This window comes from Pseudomonas sp. TWI923 (assembly GCF_039673365.1).
Classification (GTDB): Bacteria; Pseudomonadota; Gammaproteobacteria; order Pseudomonadales; family Pseudomonadaceae; genus Aquipseudomonas; species Aquipseudomonas sichuanensis.
In genome coordinates this window covers 1-16821 of the sequence record NZ_JBDJLM010000095.1, presented here as the reverse complement: position 1 = coordinate 16821, position 16821 = coordinate 1, and the positions used below count along the sequence as shown (strand labels likewise).

Genomic DNA, 16821 nt, shown 5'->3' with positions numbered 1-16821 from the left:
CCACTATCGCATTCGCGGGTAAATCGCACCGGCGCACCGCCGCTCCCACAGGGCGCGCTGTCGGCCCGAGGGCTATCAGACCTCCTGATAGTTCTCGATCGGCGGGCAGGCGCAGACCAGGTTGCGGTCGCCGAACACGTTGTCGACGCGGCCGACCGGTGGCCAGTACTTGCTTTCCACCAGGCTCGGCAGCGGGTAAACCGCCTGCTCGCGGCTGTAGCCGTGGGTCCATTCGCCGGCCAGCTCCGCCGCGGTGTGCGGGGCGTTCTTCAGCGGGTTGTCGTCCTTGTCCAGGCTGCCGTTCTCCACGGCGCGGATCTCTTCGCGGATCTGGATCATGGCGTTGCAGAAGCGGTCCAGTTCCTCTTTCGATTCGCTCTCGGTCGGCTCGATCATCAGCGTGCCCGCTACCGGGAACGACATGGTCGGGGCGTGGAAACCAAAGTCGATCAGGCGCTTGGCCACGTCGTCGACGCTGATGCCGCTGGTGTCCTTGAGCGGGCGCAGGTCGAGGATGCACTCATGCGCCACCAGGCCGTTGCCGCCGGTGTACAGCACAGGATAGTGCTCTTCCAGGCGACGGGCGATGTAGTTGGCGTTGAGGATCGCCATCTGCGAAGCGCGCTTGAGCCCGGCGCCACCCATCATGCGAATGTACATCCAGGTGATCGGCAGGATGCTCGCGCTGCCGAACGGTGCGGCGCATACCGCGCCAGCGGTGTTTTCAAGCGTTGCGTGGCCCGGCAGGAACGGTGCCAGGTGCGATTTGACGCCGATCGGGCCGACGCCCGGGCCGCCGCCGCCGTGGGGGATGCAGAAGGTCTTGTGCAGGTTCAGGTGCGACACGTCGCCGCCGAACTTGCCCGGGGCGCACAGGCCGACCATGGCGTTCATGTTGGCGCCATCGATGTACACCTGGCCGCCGTTGTCGTGGATGATCGCGCAGATCTCGCCGATGGCTTCTTCGAACACGCCATGGGTCGACGGGTAGGTGATCATGATCGCGGCCAGGCGTTCGCGGTGCTCGAGGGCCTTGGCGCGCAGGTCGTCGATATCGACGTTGCCACGGGCGTCACAGGCGGTCACTACCACACGCATGCCGGCCATGTGGGCGGTGGCCGGGTTGGTGCCGTGGGCCGAGGACGGGATCAGGCAGATATCGCGATGGCTGTCGCCACGGCTGCGGTGGTAGGCGCGGATCGCCAGCAGGCCTGCGTATTCGCCTTGCGAGCCGGCGTTGGGCTGCAGCGATACGGCGTCGTAGCCGGTGGCCGCGCAGAGCATGGCTTCGAGCTCGCTGGTCATCTGCTGGTAGCCCTGGCTTTGCGCGGCCGGGGCGAACGGGTGCAGGTTGCCGAACTCGGCCCAGGTCACCGGGATCATCTCGCTGGCGGCGTTGAGCTTCATGGTGCACGAGCCCAGCGGGATCATGGTGCGGTCCAGCGCCAGGTCCTTGTCGGCCAGGCGGCGCAGGTAACGCATCAGCTCGGTTTCGCTGTGGTAGCGGTTGAACACCGGGTGTTCAAGGATGGCCGACTGGCGCAGCAGGGCGGCCGGCAGGCGCATGGCGACAGTCGCGGCCAGGGCGGCGAAGTCCGGGGTGGCCTGGCCTTCGGCGAACAGCTGCCACAGGGCTTCGATATCGGCCTGGCTGGTGGTTTCGTCCAGCGACAGGCCCAGGTGCGCGGCGTCGATCTGGCGCAGGTTGATGCCCTGGGCGCGGGCCTTGTCATGCAGGCCGGCGGTGTTGGTGCCGGTAGCCAGGGTGAGGGTGTCGAAGAAGTCGCAGGTGAGCACTTTAACACCCAGTTTCACCAGGCCGGTGGCCAGGATCGCGGTCAGCGCGTGGGTGCGTTCGGCGATGCGCTTGAGGCCGGCCGGGCCGTGGTACACGGCGTACATGCTGGCAATGTTGGCCAGCAGTACCTGGGCGGTGCAGATGTTGCTGGTGGCTTTCTCGCGGCGGATGTGCTGCTCGCGGGTCTGCATGGCCAGGCGCAGGGCGCTCTTGCCGAAGCGGTCGATCGATACGCCGACCAGGCGGCCTGGCATGTCGCGTTTGAACGCGTCACGGGTGGCGAAGTAGGCCGCGTGCGGGCCACCGAAGCCCAGGGGCACGCCGAAGCGCTGGGCGCTGCCGATGGCCACGTCGGCCTCGAATTCACCAGGCGGGGTCAGCAGGGTCAGGGCCAGCAGGTCGGCGGCCACGGCCACCAGGGCGCCGGCGGCGTGGAACTGCTGCACCACGGCGCGGTAGTCGAACACGTCACCGTTGCTGGCCGGGTACTGCAGCAGGGCGCCGAAGTAGGCGCTGGCGTCGCTCAGTTCACGCTCGTCGCCCACCACCACGTCGATACCCAGCGGTTCGGCGCGGGTGCGCAGCACGTCGAGGGTTTGCGGGTGGCAGTGTACCGAGGCAAAGAAGGCATGGCTGGCCTTGTTCTTCGACAAGCGCTTGCAGAAGGTCATGGCCTCGGCGGCAGCGGTGGCTTCGTCGAGCAGGGAGGCGTTGGCGATCGGCAGGCCGGTCAGGTCGCTGATCAGGGTCTGGAAGTTCAGCAGCGCTTCCAGGCGGCCTTGGGAGATTTCTGGCTGGTAGGGAGTGTAGGCGGTGTACCAGGCCGGGTTTTCCAGGAGGTTGCGCAGGATCGGTGCCGGGGTGTGGGTGTTGTAGTAGCCCTGGCCGATGTAGCTCTTGAACAGTTGGTTCTTGGCGGCGATGGCTTTCAGGGCGGCGAGGGCATCGGCCTCGCTCTGGCCGTCTTCGCTGCCCAGCACGCTGGTGCCCTTGATGCTGTCGGGGATGACCGCAGCGCTCATGGCCTCCAGCGAGTCGAAACCGAGGGTGGCGAGCATGGCTTGCTCGTCAGCGGCGCGTGGGCCGATGTGACGGGCGATGAATTCGTTGGTGGTGCCGAGGTTGATGGTCATGGCAGGTTCCTCAGGCGTCGTCGTTGGCTTTGAGCAGGCGGTCGTAGGCGTCCTGGTCGAGCAGGGCGGCCACTTCGGTCATGTCGGCGGGGATGAAGCGGAAGAACCAGCCTTCGCCCAGCGGGTCTTCGTTGACCAGCTCGGGTTGATCGTTGAGGCCGTCGTTGACCGCGACCACTTCACCGCTCAGGGGCATGTACACGCCGCTGGCGGCCTTGACCGATTCCACGGTGGAGGCTTCGGCGCCTTTGTCGTACTGCTGCAGTTCCGGCAGTTGCACGTAGACCACATCGCCAAGGGCGTTCTGGGCGTAGGCGGTGATGCCCACGGTGACGCTGCCGTCGGCTTCGACGCGCAGCCATTCGTGATCTTCGGTGAAACGCAACTCGCTCATGGGAATTCCTCGGGAAGCAGGGGGCGTTGGCGCGGTAGACCCGCGCTCTTAAGGTTGGAATTTCCTTAGCAATAATGCGGCCAGTATTAATAAATGCATTAAAATCAATGGCTTGCATGTTTTTAGTAAGCGTTTTGTCATGTGCATGGAATGAAATCGATACACAGCCAGCTGGATTCAAAAGCACTTGAGGATCAAACCCTTGTGCAGGCGCACTCGAATGGGTGTGTATTGATTTCGATACGATGTACTTGTTTCGTTACATTAAAAAAGGCGGCGCCTGAGCACCGCCTTCTGGGGGAACGAGCACATGTGGGTGGAGCGCAATACGCATCGGCGATTCCCGTAGCCGTAGGCGAGGGGAACAGGCGGGCGCTCAGCTGATCAGCCGACGCTGAACAAGGGCAAGGCAAGGTACAGCTTGATCACGATGACATTGATGATGTCGATGAAGAACGCGCCCACCATCGGCACTGCCAGGAAGGCCAGTTGCGAAGGCCCGTAGCGTTGGGTGATCGCCTGCATGTTGGCGATGGCCGTCGGCGTGGCGCCGAGGCCGAAGCCGCAATGGCCGGCCGCCAGCACTGCCGCATCGTAGTTGCGGCCCATGATGCGGAAGGTCACGAAAATCGCGAACAGTGCCATGACCAGCGTCTGCGCGGCCAACAGGACGAGGAAGGGCAAGGCCAGGGCGGCGAGGTCCCACAGCTTAAGCGACATCAGTGCAATCGCCAGGAACAGCGACAAGCTGACATTGCCCAGCACTGAAACCTCCCGTTCGAACACCTGGTACACGCCCAGCATTGACAAGCCGTTGCGCAGGGTCACGCCGACGAACAGCACGCACACGAAGGTCGGCAACTCGAAGGCGGTGTCATGCAGCGCACCATTAAGCTGGGTACCGGCCAGCAGGCTGATGGCGATGAGGGCAATGGTTTCGATGAGGGAAAAGGGCGTGATCAAGCGCTCCTTGTCGGGCTGTTCGAAGCCCTTGGGCAGTCGGGGAGGTTGCTGTTCGAAGCCAGGCGTCTTGACCCCGGCAATCAGCAGACGCGCGACGGGGCCACCGATCAGGCCCCCCAGCACCAGGCCGAACGTTGCCGAGGCCATGCCAAGTTCCGTGGCCGAGGCCAGGCCGAACTTCTCACTGAAGGTCGCGCCCCACGCGGCACTGGTGCCATGGCCGCCAGACAAGGAAATGGAGCCGGACAGCAGGCCCATCAGCGGGTCGAGCCCCAAGGCCTTGGCCAGTCCGATGCCCAGGGCGTTCTGCACGACCAGCAGCCCGGCGACTGCCAGCAGGAATACGCCGACGACGCGCCCGCCCTTCTTCAGGCTGGCTATGTCTGCGTTCAAGCCGATGGTGGCGAAGAACGCCAGCATCAGCGGTGTTTGCAACGAGGTGTCGAACTGGACCCGGACATCAAGGCCGCGTAGCGCCAACAGCAGCAGGGCGACCACCAGGCCGCCGGCTACCGGTTCGGGAATGTTGTAGGTGCGCAGGAAACCGACCCGTTTGACCAGGCCGCGTCCCAGCAGAAGGACCAGCGAAGCGGCCACCAGCGTTCCATAGAAATCGAGCTCAAGCATTCAGCGTACTCTTCCTTAAAAACCGAGGCGAAAACCGCATGCCCCATGAACAGAGCCCGGTATGGTACGCGGCAGCGTTTAGGAAGTTTGGGGTGTGCGGGTAGGGTAATTCTGAGATTGCCTTTGCTATTTTCTGATGAGTCGTCGAGCTCGATGGCGACGCTCAGGCCTTGCCGGGAATGCCGTACTTGCGCAGGCGCTGGGCAATGGCGGTGTGCGAGGTCTGCAGCCGCCCGGCCAACTGCCGGGTCGACGGATAGCTGGCATACAGCCGCTGCAACAGCTCGCGCTCGAAGTCGCCGACGGCCTGGTCCAGGCTCGCCACTTCGCCGTCCTGCCCGCGCGCCACCGAGGTGCCGGCGATGTCCAGGTCGCCGATATCCACCACGTTGCTTTCGCAGATGGCCGCAGCGCGGAAGATCACGTTCTGCAGCTGGCGCACATTGCCCGGCCAGGGGTTGGCCAGCAGCGCCGCATGGGTGGCAGGCGCCAGTCGGCACTGTGGCCGCTGGATCTGGGTGCAGGCCTGCTGCATGAAGTAGTGCGCCAGCAGCAGGATGTCCTGGCCGCGCTCGCGCAGCGGCGGCACTTGCAGGTTGAGTACGTTGAGGCGATAGAACAGGTCTTCGCGGAAGCTGCCTTCGCTGACCATCTGCTCAAGGTTGCGGTGGGTGGCGCTGATGATGCGCACGTCCACCTTCACTTCGCGGTCGCCACCGACCCGGCGGAAGCTGCCATCGCTGAGGAAGCGCAGAAGCTTGGCCTGCAGGTAGGGCGACATCTCGCCGATCTCGTCGAGGAACACCGTGCCCTGGTTGGCCAGCTCCATCAGCCCCGGCTTGCCGCCGCGCTGGGCGCCGGTGAAGGCGCCCGGGGCATAGCCGAACAGCTCGCTCTCGGCCAGGCTCTCGGGCAGGGCGGCGCAGTTGAGGGCCAGGAAGGGCGCGGCATGGCGGCTGCTGATGGCATGGCAAGCGCGGGCCACCAGCTCTTTGCCGGTGCCGGTTTCGCCGTGCACCAGCAAGGGTGCGTCGAGGGCCGCCACGCGCAGGGCGCGGGCCTTGAGGGTGCGAATGGCCGGCGAGTCGCCGAGCATGGCGTCGAAGCCTTCGGCGTGATCGTGGTGCAGCGCCGACAGCCGCTCGCCCATTCGGTTGGGCGGGTACAGGGTGAGCAGCCCGCCGGCATTGGTGATCGGCGTGGCGTCGAGCAGCAGGCTCTGGCCATTGAGCTGCATCTCGCGCATGGGCAGGTGGAAATTGTTGTCCAGCAGGACCTGGAGCAGGTCAGGGTCGCCGAACAGCTCGGCCAATGAACGCCCGGCAGACTCACGCCCGCACAATGCGATCAGCGCCGGGTTGGCCAGCAGCACTTTGCCGGCGCTGTCCACCGCCAGCACCGGGTCGCTCATGGCGGCGAGCAGGGCGTCGAGCTGCAGGTGGCGACGTTGGCCGGGGAGGATGTCGACCACTTCCACCGACTGCACGCCACGCACCTCGAACAGGGCGTCGTGCAGCTCTTCGAGCACGGCGGGGCTGAGGGTCGGGGCGTCGATGTAGACGTTCGGCGGGACCATCTCCACGGCATCGAGGTTGAGGTTGCGGGCACCGAGCAGGGCCAGGACTTCCTGGGTGATGCCGACGCGGTCGATGAAGCTGACGTGGATGCGCATGGGGTAGGCGGTTATGGCCGGGGAGGGCGACAGTATGCCTTGGTGATCGGATGAAGCCTATCGCGGGGCAAGCCCGCTCCCACGGTGGCAACATGTGAGCATCTGTCCGGTGTTGCTTGTACGGGCCTCATCGCTGGTAAACCAGCTCCCACAATTACAGCGCTGCCCCGGAGGGTGGTGCAGTCCCTGTGGGAGCGGGCTTGCCCCGCGATGAATTCGACTATTCCAGGTGTTCAGGCTTGATCGGGTCGCCGGACTTCACATCAAGCTTCTGCCGGATGTCCTCGAACATGTAGTCGTAGAGCTTGTGCGGCGAGCCGAGGTTCTCGAACTTCTTCGGCGCCGGCAGGTAAGACTGGGCCTTGCGGCTCAACTGCATCAGAAAGCTCGGCAGCACCTGGTCCTTGGCCAGGAAGAACTTCTCGTCGACATTCTTACCCTCGATGCTGCCATGCATACGGAACTGGATGCCGCGGCCTTCCCTGGGGTCCGACGTGGCCTCGTACTCGATGTTCAGGTCGTAGCTGTGGTCGTTGGTGTTCAGCGCGGTGCGCTCGATATGAACGTGACCGGGTTGGTACTGGGCCATGGTGGAATCCTCCGGAAGGTTGAAAACGGCGGGCGGCGGGCGCCCGCCAACTGCATTCAACGGTAGCTGATACCCGGCTTGGCGGTGGAAACCCGTGTGCCGGCGGTGCCTTTGACGATGTCCTCGATGTTTTCCAGCGAGCTGATCACCGCGACCTTGCCGGTATGCCGGGCGAAATCGCAGGCAGCCTGCACCTTGGGCCCCATGGAACCGGCGGCGAAGCCCAGCTTTTCGAGCTCGTCGGGGTGGGCCTGGGCAATCGCTTTCTGGGTCGGCTTGCCGTAGTCAATGTAGGCCGCATCGACGTCGGTGGCGATGATCAGAAGGTCGGCTTCCAATTGCTCGGCCAACAGTGCCGAGCACAGGTCCTTGTCGATCACCGCCTCGACGCCCTTGAGCTTGCGGTTTTCGTCGTACATGGTGGGGATGCCGCCGCCACCGGCGCAGATCACGATGCTGCTCTTTTCCAGCAGCCACTTGATCGGGCGGATCTCGAAGATGCGCTTGGGTTTGGGGCTGGCCACCACGCGGCGGTACTTGTCGCCGTCGGGCTTGACCACCCAGCCTTTCTCCTTGGCCAGGCGCTCGGCTTCTTCCTTGGCATACACAGGGCCGATGAACTTGGTCGGGTCCTTGAAGGCCGGGTCCTTGGCGTCCACTTCAACCTGGGTGAGCAGGGTGGCGAATGGCACCTCGAAGGCCAGCAGGTTGCCCAGCTCCTGTTCGATCATGTAGCCGATCATGCCTTCGGTCTCGGCGCCGAGCACATCCAGCGGGTAGGCTTCATCCGGCTTGTACGACAGGCCCTGCAGCGACAGCAGGCCGACCTGCGGGCCGTTGCCGTGGGCGATGACCAGTTCGTTGCCGGGGTGGATCTTGGCGATCTGTTCGGTGGCGGTGCGGATATTGGCGCGCTGGTTGTCAGCGGTCATTGGCTCGCCACGGCGCAGCAGGGCGTTGCCGCCCAATGCAACAACGATACGCATGGGGAATGTCCTTTAACTGAAGTGTGAGTGCGTTTCCCTGAGCGGGCACGGCACCTGTGGGAGCGGGTTTACCCGCGAATGCGTCAGCCCAGGCAACGCGGCCGGTGCGACTGACGCCTTCGCGGGTGAACCCGCTCCCACAGGGATCCGTACCGCCCGGCCTGCGGGGTCAGGGGTTACAGATCAGCCAGGGTCGACACCAGGATCGCCTTGATCGTGTGCATGCGGTTTTCCGCCTGCTCGAAGGCGATGCACGCCGGCGATTCGAACACGTCATCGGTCACTTCGATGCCGTTGGCCAGGTGCGGGTACTGTTCGGCGATCTGCTTGCCGACCTTGGTGTCGGAGTTGTGGAATGCCGGCAGGCAGTGCATGAACTTGGTGCGTGGGTTGCCGGTGGCCTTCATCAGCTCCTTGTTCACCTGGTAGGGCAGCAGTTGCTGGATGCGTTCGCCCCAGGCTTCGACCGGCTCGCCCATCGATACCCAGACGTCGGTGTGAACGAAGTCCACGCCTTTGACCGCGGCTTTCGGGTCTTCGGTGAGGGTGATGCGCGCACCGCTTTCTTCTGCGTACTTCTTGCAACGCTCGACCAGATCGTCATGGGGCCACAGCGCCTTCGGCGCGGCGATGCGCACGTCCATGCCGAGCTTGGCGCCGATCAGCAGCAGCGAGTTGCCCATGTTGTTGCGGGCGTCGCCCAGGTACGCGTAGCTGATGTCGTGCAGCGGCTTGTCGCTGTTCTCACGCATGGTCAGCACGTCGGCGATCATCTGGGTTGGGTGGTACTCGTCGGTCAGGCCGTTGAACACCGGCACGCCGGCGAACTTGGCCAGCTCTTCGACGATCTCCTGCTTGAAGCCACGGTACTCGATGGCGTCGTACATGCGCCCGAGCACGCGGGCGGTGTCCTTCATGCTTTCCTTGTGGCCGATCTGCGAGGAATTGGGGTCGATGTAGGTGACATTGGCGCCCTGGTCGTAGGCGGCGACTTCGAAGGCGCAGCGGGTGCGGGTCGAGGTCTTCTCGAAGATCAGGGCGATGTTGTTGCCCTTCAGGTGCTGCTGCTCGGTGCCGGTGTACTTGGCGCGCTTGAGGTCGCGGGACAGGTCCAGCAGGTAGCGCAGTTCGCGGGTGGTGTGGTGCTCGAGGCTGAGCAGGTTACGGTTATGGATGTTGAACGCCATGACGGTTCTCCTTGGATTCGGTGAGGTATGCCCGGCCGCTGTCTGTTGGAAGCGGCCGGGTGCAATGGGCGTTAGTAGTCGATAGGGTCGCGGACGATCGGGCAGGTCATGCAGTGGCCGCCGCCGCGGCCCCGGCCCAGTTCGCCGGCGCTGATGGTGATGACTTCGATGCCGGCCTTGCGCAACAGGGTGTTGGTGTAGGTGTTGCGGTCGTAGCCGATGACCACGCCGGGCTCGATGGCCACCACGTTGTTGCCGTCATCCCACTGTTCGCGCTCGGCGGCGAAGCTGTTGCCGCCGGTTTCGACCACGCGCAGCTTGACCCCCAGCTGTTCGCCCACCACCTCGATGAACGACTTGTTCTCGCGGCGCACGTCCATGCCGTAAGGCTTGCTTTCGTCCGGGCGAATGATGAACGGCACGATCTCCTTGACCACTTCCGGGAAGACCGTGACCAGGTCGCGGTCGCAGAAGCTGAACACGGTGTCCAGGTGCATCGCGGCGCGGGACTTGGGCAGCCCGGCGACTATGACTTTTTCTACCGCGCCCTTGGCGAACAGGTTCTGCGCCAGCTGGCCGATGGCCTGGCGCGAGGTGCGCTCGCCCATGCCGATCAGCACGATGCCCTTGCCGATCGGCATCACGTCGCCGCCTTCGAGGGTGGCCTTGCCATGGTCCTTGTCAGGGTCGCCGTACCAGACCTGGAAGTCGGCACCGGTGAATTCCTTGTGGAATTTGTAGATGGCGGTGGTCAGCAGGGTTTCCTGGCGTCGCGCCGGCCAGTACATCGGGTTGAGCGTCACGCCGCCGTAGATCCAGCAGGTGGTGTCGCGGGTGAACTGGGTGTTGGGCAGCGGGTCGAGCAGGAAGCTGGAGTGGCCCAGGTAGTCGCGGTACATCTTGATCACGCTGGCGCCTTCGCTGTCGGGCAGGTCTTCACCGGCCACGCCGCCGATAAGGAACTCGGCCAGCTTGCGCGGCTCCAGGCCTTCGAGCCAGCTGCGCACTTCGTTGGTGAGGCCGACGCCGACAGAGTCGGAGGTGATCTTGCGGTCGAGGATCCACTTCAGCGCATCGGGCTGCTGGACGATGTCGGTCAGCAGGTTGTGCATTTCCAGCACATCGACGCCGCGCTCGCGCATCTTGGTGACGAAGTCGAAGTGGTCGCGCTTGGCCTGGTCGACCCAGATCACGTCGTCGAACAGCAGCTCGTCGCAGTTGCTCGGGGTCAGGCGCTTGTGCGCCAGGCCTGGCGAGCAAACCATCACTTTGCGCAGTTTGCCGGCTTCGGAGTGCACGCCGTATTTCTGTTTTTCAGTGGACATGGTTCATTCCTCCAGTAAAGCGAATACAGGTGTTCAAAGGGTCAGGAAACCGTCGTACAAGCCGTAGGCCGCCACCAGGGCGCCCACCACCACGGCGGCGAAGATCAGTTTTTCGATGCTGGTGAAGATCGGCTGGCCGACTTCGCGCTTGGCCTTGGCGAACAGGATGGCGCCAGGGGCGTACAGCAGGGCCGAGAGCAGCAGGTACTTCACGCCGCCGGCGTACAGCAGCCAGATCGCGTAGAGCAGGGCGATGCCGCCGATGATCAGGTCTTTCTTGCGTTCGGCCAGGGCCTGCTCGTAGGTCTCGCTGCGCCAGGCCAACAGGAAGGCGTAGGCCGCCGACCACAGGTAGGGCACCAGGATCATCGACGTGGCGAGGTAGATCAGCGACAGGTAGGTGCTGTTGGAGAACAGCGTGATCACCAGGAAGATCTGCACCATGGCGTTGGTCAGCCACAGGGCGTTGGCCGGCACCTGGTTGGCGTTCTCGCGGCGCAGGAACTCCGGCATGGTGTGGTCCTTGGCGGCGGCGAACATGATCTCGGCGCACAGCAGCACCCACGACAGCAGCGCCCCCAGCAGCGAGATGATCAGGCCGACGCTGATCAGCACCGCACCCCAGTGGCCGACCACGTGTTCAAGCACGGCGGCCATGGACGGGTTCTGCAGCTTGGCCAGTTCCGGCTGGGTCATCACCCCCAGCGACAGTACGTTGACCAGCACCAGGAACAGCAGCACGGTGACGAAACCGATGACCGTGGCCTTGCCCACGTCGGAGCGTTTTTCGGCGCGGGAAGAGAAGATGCTCGCGCCCTCGATGCCGATGAACACCCACACGGTGACCAGCATCATGTTGCGCACCTGGTTCATCACGCTGCCCAGCTCCGGCGTACCGACGGCCCAGATATCAGCGGTGAAGATGTCGAGCCGGAAGGCGAACAGGCAGATCAGCGCGAACAGCGCCAGCGGCACGACCTTGGCCACGGTGGTGACCAGGTTGATGAACGCCGCTTCCTTGATGCCGCGCAGCACCAGGAAGTGCACGGCCCACAGCAGGATCGAGGCACCGATCACCGCCGCCGGTGTATTGCCTTCGCCGAAGATCGGGAAGAAATACCCCAGGGTGCTGAACAGCAGCACGAAGTAGCCGACGTTGCCCAGCCAGGCGCTGATCCAGTAGCCCCAGGCGGACGAAAAGCCCATGTAATCGCCGAAGCCTGCCTTGGCGTAGGCGTATACGCCGCCGTCGAGGTCAGGTTTGCGGTTGGCCAGGGTCTGGAACACAAAGGCGAGGGTGAGCATGCCCACCGCGGTGATGGCCCAGCCGATCAGCACGGCCCCTACGCCGGCGCTGGCGGCCATGTTTTGCGGCAGCGAGAAGATCCCGCCACCAATCATCGAGCCGACGACAAGTGCAACAAGTGCACCTAACTTTAGTTTTGCGGGAGAATCAGACATTTAACGACTCCGTACCAGGAGAAAGTTGACTTCAGAATAAATCTGACGCCTGGGTCATTAGCTGATTTAGATCAGTTCATGCCGACATGAAGGGTTAAAAAGACCCTTCATGTACCTCCTGGAGGATGCCGACAGCTCTGCTGCAAGCCTTGTGCACTGGCACCTCCGTGTCCATCTAGAGCAAACGCTCCGTTTTGCCTGCGCTATGAAGCTAGCCGTTTCTGGATATTTCGCAAATTTTTCACAAGATTGAGTGGTGGCAATGCGCCATGTGCGAGAAAGTCCGTTAAAACCCTGCGCGTCGTGCGCTTTTAGTTAGACAAAGGAGTTATGAGTGAACTAGCTTTAATGTCCTGCATTAATATAAATATGCTGTAACATTTATATGCGTTAGATCGAAATTTCATGCGCCGCACGGGGCAGAGGGGAGAAGCGCCATGAGCGAACCGGGACAGAAGCTGCGCCTAGGCGCCCTGATCGCGTTGGTGGTCGGCTCGATGATTGGCGGGGGGATCTTCTCGCTGCCACAGAACATGGCGGCGCGCGCCGATGTCGGCGCCGTGCTGATCGGCTGGAGCATCACCGCGGTGGGCATGCTGGCGCTGGCCTTCGTGTTCCAGACCTTGGCCAACCGCAAGCCGGAACTGGACTCGGGGGTTTACGCCTATGCCAAGGCGGGTTTTGGCAACTACATGGGCTTTTCGTCCGCCTGGGGCTACTGGATCAGCGCCTGGCTGGGCAACGTCGGCTACTTCGTGTTGCTGTTCAGCACCCTGGGTTTCTATTTCCCGGCGTTCGGTGAGGGCAATACGCCGCTGGCCATCGGTTGCGCCTCGCTGCTGCTGTGGGCGGTGCATTTCCTGGTGCTGCGCGGCATCAAGGAGGCGGCCTTCATCAACCAGGTGACCACCGTGGCGAAGGTGGTGCCGCTGCTGATGTTCATCGTGATTGCCGCGTTCGCTTTCCGTGCCGATATCTTCACCCGCGACATCTGGGGCTTGAGCAATCCCAAGTTCGGCAGCGTGCTGGAACAGGTGCGCAACATGATGCTGGTGACGGTGTTCGTATTTATCGGTATCGAGGGCGCCAGCGTGTATTCCGGCCGTGCCGAGCGCCGATCGGACGTGGGCAAGGCAACGGTGGTGGGCTTTCTTGGGGTGCTGGCGCTGCTGGTGCTGGTCAACGTGCTGTCGCTGGGGGTGATGACCCAGCCGGAACTGGCCGGGCTGCAGAACCCGTCGCTGGCCTCGGTGCTGGAACACATCGTCGGGCCGTGGGGCGCGCTGCTGATCAGCATCGGGTTGGCGGTGTCGCTGCTGGGGGCGCTGTTGTCCTGGGCGCTGCTGTGCGCCGAGATCCTGTTCGCCACCGCCCGCGACAAGACCATGCCGCGCTTCCTTGCCCGGGAAAACGCCAACCACGTGCCGGCCAATGCGCTGTGGCTGACCAACGTGATGATCCAGGGTTTCCTGTTGATCACGCTGTTCTCGGCGGGGACCTACACCAGCCTGATCTACCTGGCGTCATCGATGATCCTGGTGCCGTACTTCTGGTCGGCGGCCTATGCGGTGTTGCTGGCGTTGCGTGGCGACAGCTATGAAGGCCAGCCCAGCGTGCGCCGCAAGGACCTGGTGGTGGCGCTGATCGCCCTGCTGTACGCGGTCTGGTTGCTGTATGCCGGTGGGCTCAAGTATGTGCTGCTGTCAGCGCTGCTGTACGCGCCGGGGGTGATCCTGTTCGCCCGGGCCAGGCGCGAGCAGGGGCAGGCGCTGTTCACCTCGTGGGAAAAGCTGATCTTCGCGGGGGTGCTGGCGGGCGCGGGGCTGGCGGCGTATGCGTTGTATTCGGGGCTGTTGAGTTTGTGAAACGCGCAGTGGCCGGGTGACGCGCTTTTTTGTAGGAGCGGCCTTGTGTCGCGAAAGGGCTGCGCAGCAGCCCCGGCAATTTTTGTTGCGTAGCTGAAAACTGGGGCCGCTTCGCGACCCTTTCGCGACACAAGGCCGCTCCTACAGAAAACGCGCGTTGAGTGGTTACCACTGAGCAGTGGCCGAACCCAGCTCGCAACTCCCTCGTGCCCATGCCATCACCGCCGTGCCCACCTGCAGCGGCCCTTTGATCCGTTGCGCCGCACCCCATGGCGTGTGCTCGATGTACGGCTCGAGGTCCGCAGCCGTTTCCGCTGCCAGCGGCAGGTCTTCTTCCACCGTTCCGCGTTCCACCAGCAATGCCGCGGTACGCGCCAGCGACAGCCGCGCCTGGCACCCCTGGCCGCTGCCTAAACGCTCGGTCAGCGCGCGGATCGCCTCCGCCGCCATCAGGTAGCCGGTGGCATGGTCCAGCGCCTGCACCGGCAGCGGTACAGGCCGATCCGCTTGCTGCCAGCGCATGCCTTGGTGGGCGATGCCGGCGCTCATCTGCACCAGGCTGTCGAAGCCGCGGCGGTCTTGCCACGGGCCGCCCCAGCCATAGGCGTTCAGGCCCACATCGATGAGGCCGGGGTTGAGCTGGCGGCGACGTTCGGCACCCATACCCAGCCTTTCGAGCGCATCGGCGCGGTAACCGTGGACCAGGATATCGGCCTCGCTCAGCAGGCGTTCGAATACCTGGCGATCAGCCTGTGCCCGCAAGTCCAGGCGCGCACAGCGCTTGCCCAGGGTGACTTCCGCCGCTAGCGAAGGCTCGTCCCAGCCGGGTGGGTCGAGGCGCAGTACCTCGGCGCCGAACGCGGCCAGCAAGCGGGTGGCCACGGGGCCGGCGATGATGCGGGTGAGGTCGAGCACCTTCACGCCGGCCAACGGCCTGGCTGTGTTGCCCTGCCAGGCCTGTGCCGGCCCGGCGAAGGCCTGGCGCAGGATCAGCGGTTGTCGGTTGACCGCCTGGCCCTGGGGATGGGCGCACCATTGCGGCCAACTGCGCATGCGCGCCGCGCAGCCACCGGCTGCGACCACAGCGGCTTCAAGGGCATCGCCTTGCCATCTGGCCACCTCGCGGGCGACGCTGGCGCGTTCGGCGTGGGTGCCGAGCACCTGCAAGGCAGCGGCACGATGGTGCGGGGCATTGGTGTGCAGGCGGATCCAGCCGTCGCCGGTTGGGTAGTCGCCAGCGATGGCGTCCCACAATGGCGGCAGTTGCCAGCCGTGAGGGCGCAGGCTGGTGTTGAACCAGAATGAGGCCAGGCGACGGTCGATCCGCACCGCTGGGCAAGCGCCCGCCTGGCTTTCCAGCAGTTTGGCCAGAGCCAGGCCGCAGGCGGCAATACTGGCGGTGGCCAGCTCGCTCACGGCGAACGTCGAGGGCAGTGCGCCGACCCCTTGCCAGCGCACAGCGGCGGGGTCGAGGCTCAGGGACTGGGCGATGGTGTCGAGCAACGGCTGCATGCAGGGTCCTCCTTGCTGGGCCCTATTGCAGTACATCCGCCACTACAGTGCAAACCCCTCAGCGTTGCGGTTCGGCGCAACTCGGCGTGGTCGGCCGCTCCGGGCGCGACCAGATCCACAGGTTGCCCAGGGTCATGCCGGCGATGGCCAGGTAGACCGGCCAGTGGTGCGCAAGAAAGGTCAGCATCAGCCCCGCGCACAGCAGCATGCTCAAGGTCGCGCTGACCTTGGCGCGGCGCTGGATCACCCGGCCATTGCGCCAGTTGTACAGGATCGGCCCGAACAACCGGTGGTTCTCCAGCCAGGCGGACAGCCGCGGCGAACTGCGGGTGGCGGCCCAGGCGGCGAGCAGGATGAACTCGGTGGTGGGCAGGCCGGGGATGACGATGGCAACCAGGCCGATCCCTAAGCTGACATAAGCCAGGATCGCGTAGAGCAGCCGGGACACTTTGGAGCGGGCGAGTCGGGTCATGGTCTCACTACAGCGGTGCGGCCGCCCGCAGGCGGCCGGGTGAAGCGTGTCAGGCCAGCGCGGCGTCGGTGGCGTAGGCATGCTTGAGCAGCTCGGTGAAGCGCTCGAAGGCGGCGACCGCGCCACGTTCGGCGGCGGCGTCTTCCTCGGGCGACAGGGCCTGGCTGTCGAGAATGCGGGTGAACTGCTTCCAGCCTTCGGCGCGGCCGCCTTGCGGTTCGCCCAGGTGGCGGGCACCGAAGCTGTCGGACAGTTCCAGCGCCACGGCGCGCTTGATCAGGAATGCGGCGCCCAGTTTGGAGCCTTCGGAGACGAAGATCCAGCCCAGCGCTTCACCCAGGCTCGGGTTCTGCAGGGCGCCGGCGAAGGGTGCCGGCACTTCGGTGTCGAGGTCGGCAAGGTCCAGGCGAGCCTGTTCGGCGCGGCAGCGCGCCGCCAGGTCGGGGACGATGGCGATCAATTGCGGGTCGTTGTACAGGGCCTGCAGCTCCGACTGGAACAGGTACTGGGCGACCACGAAGCGGGCGAAGCTCTCGCGGCTGTCGAACGGCTTGTGCGACTTGACCAGGGCGTCCAGCTCGGTGTGCGGGGCGTGGGTGACCTGGTTCAGGCGCTGGGAGCGCAGGGCGGCGCGCTCGGAGGAGGTGGACATCGGGGGCATCCTTGGGAAATGGGTTGTCTAGTGTTAAGACGAAACAGATGACGCACGACAGTAAAAAAACCTCATCTGGGAAGTTGAATCATTCGTCGGGCGCAGAAGTGGCGTCGCCCCTATCGCCGGCAAGCCGGCTCCCACAGACAAAGCGCCAAGCCCGAGGCGGGCGCTCACCTGTGGGA

The 16821-nt window shown here is 64.4% G+C and carries 13 protein-coding genes; 1 reads left to right on the top strand and 12 read right to left on the bottom strand.

Annotation, left to right across the window (positions count from 1 at the left end; all coding sequences use genetic code 11):
• Positions 1-75 precede the first annotated feature (75 nt).
• The 9 genes from gcvP to arcD (ABE459_RS23520) form a co-directional block, all read right to left on the bottom strand.
• Entirely contained in the window at positions 76-2931 is a 2856-nt protein-coding gene (gene gcvP / locus ABE459_RS23560; protein ID WP_323830280.1) for an aminomethyl-transferring glycine dehydrogenase, read from the bottom strand.
• A 10-nt stretch (positions 2932-2941) separates the two neighbouring features.
• A complete protein-coding gene (gene gcvH / locus ABE459_RS23555) occupies positions 2942-3325 on the bottom strand; it encodes a glycine cleavage system protein GcvH (protein WP_125465316.1) in 384 nt (127 codons plus the stop codon).
• 384 nt (positions 3326-3709) lie between these two features.
• Positions 3710-4915, bottom strand: coding sequence for a sodium/glutamate symporter (gene gltS / locus ABE459_RS23550; RefSeq protein WP_323830279.1), 1206 nt, complete (start codon positions 4913-4915; stop codon positions 3710-3712).
• A 163-nt stretch (positions 4916-5078) separates the two neighbouring features.
• On the bottom strand, positions 5079-6587 hold the full coding sequence (locus tag ABE459_RS23545) for a sigma-54-dependent transcriptional regulator (protein ID WP_125465311.1): 1509 nt from the start codon (positions 6585-6587) through the stop codon (positions 5079-5081).
• A gap of 220 nt (positions 6588-6807) precedes the next feature.
• Positions 6808-7176, bottom strand: a complete 369-nt coding sequence (locus tag ABE459_RS23540; RefSeq protein WP_125860048.1) for a DUF5064 family protein — start codon at positions 7174-7176, stop codon at positions 6808-6810.
• A gap of 56 nt (positions 7177-7232) precedes the next feature.
• Entirely contained in the window at positions 7233-8162 is a 930-nt protein-coding gene (gene arcC, locus ABE459_RS23535) for a carbamate kinase (RefSeq protein WP_125465310.1), read from the bottom strand.
• A 176-nt stretch (positions 8163-8338) separates the two neighbouring features.
• Positions 8339-9349: an ornithine carbamoyltransferase gene (locus tag ABE459_RS23530; RefSeq protein WP_110993243.1), complete on the bottom strand. Its 1011-nt coding sequence runs from the start codon at positions 9347-9349 to the stop codon at positions 8339-8341.
• A 71-nt stretch (positions 9350-9420) separates the two neighbouring features.
• The gene (arcA, locus tag ABE459_RS23525) at positions 9421-10674 is read right to left on the bottom strand and encodes an arginine deiminase (protein ID WP_258704999.1); all 1254 of its coding nucleotides are present in this window, start codon (positions 10672-10674) and stop codon (positions 9421-9423) included.
• A 33-nt stretch (positions 10675-10707) separates the two neighbouring features.
• The gene (arcD, locus tag ABE459_RS23520) at positions 10708-12135 is read right to left on the bottom strand and encodes an arginine-ornithine antiporter (protein WP_125465307.1); all 1428 of its coding nucleotides are present in this window, start codon (positions 12133-12135) and stop codon (positions 10708-10710) included.
• A 437-nt stretch (positions 12136-12572) separates the two neighbouring features.
• Here arcD (ABE459_RS23520) and arcD (ABE459_RS23515) point away from each other — a divergent pair, with 437 nt between their 5' ends.
• Positions 12573-14000: an arginine-ornithine antiporter gene (gene arcD, locus ABE459_RS23515; RefSeq protein ID WP_258704998.1), complete on the top strand. Its 1428-nt coding sequence runs from the start codon at positions 12573-12575 to the stop codon at positions 13998-14000.
• A gap of 165 nt (positions 14001-14165) precedes the next feature.
• Here the strand turns inward: arcD (ABE459_RS23515) and ABE459_RS23510 are convergent, their stop codons facing one another.
• Genes ABE459_RS23510 through ABE459_RS23500 form a run of 3 tightly spaced genes read right to left on the bottom strand, consistent with a single transcriptional unit; the run spans position 14166 to position 16636 of the window.
• Complete coding sequence (locus tag ABE459_RS23510; RefSeq protein WP_258704997.1) at positions 14166-15512, bottom strand: CoA transferase; 1347 nt, start codon at positions 15510-15512, stop codon at positions 14166-14168.
• A gap of 58 nt (positions 15513-15570) precedes the next feature.
• Positions 15571-15984 (bottom strand): YbaN family protein, encoded by a 414-nt coding sequence (locus tag ABE459_RS23505; protein WP_125465304.1) that lies wholly within the window; start codon positions 15982-15984, stop codon positions 15571-15573.
• Between the two features lie 49 nt (positions 15985-16033).
• The gene (locus ABE459_RS23500) at positions 16034-16636 is read right to left on the bottom strand and encodes a biliverdin-producing heme oxygenase (RefSeq protein ID WP_323830278.1); all 603 of its coding nucleotides are present in this window, start codon (positions 16634-16636) and stop codon (positions 16034-16036) included.
• Positions 16637-16821: the final 185 nt, after the last annotated feature.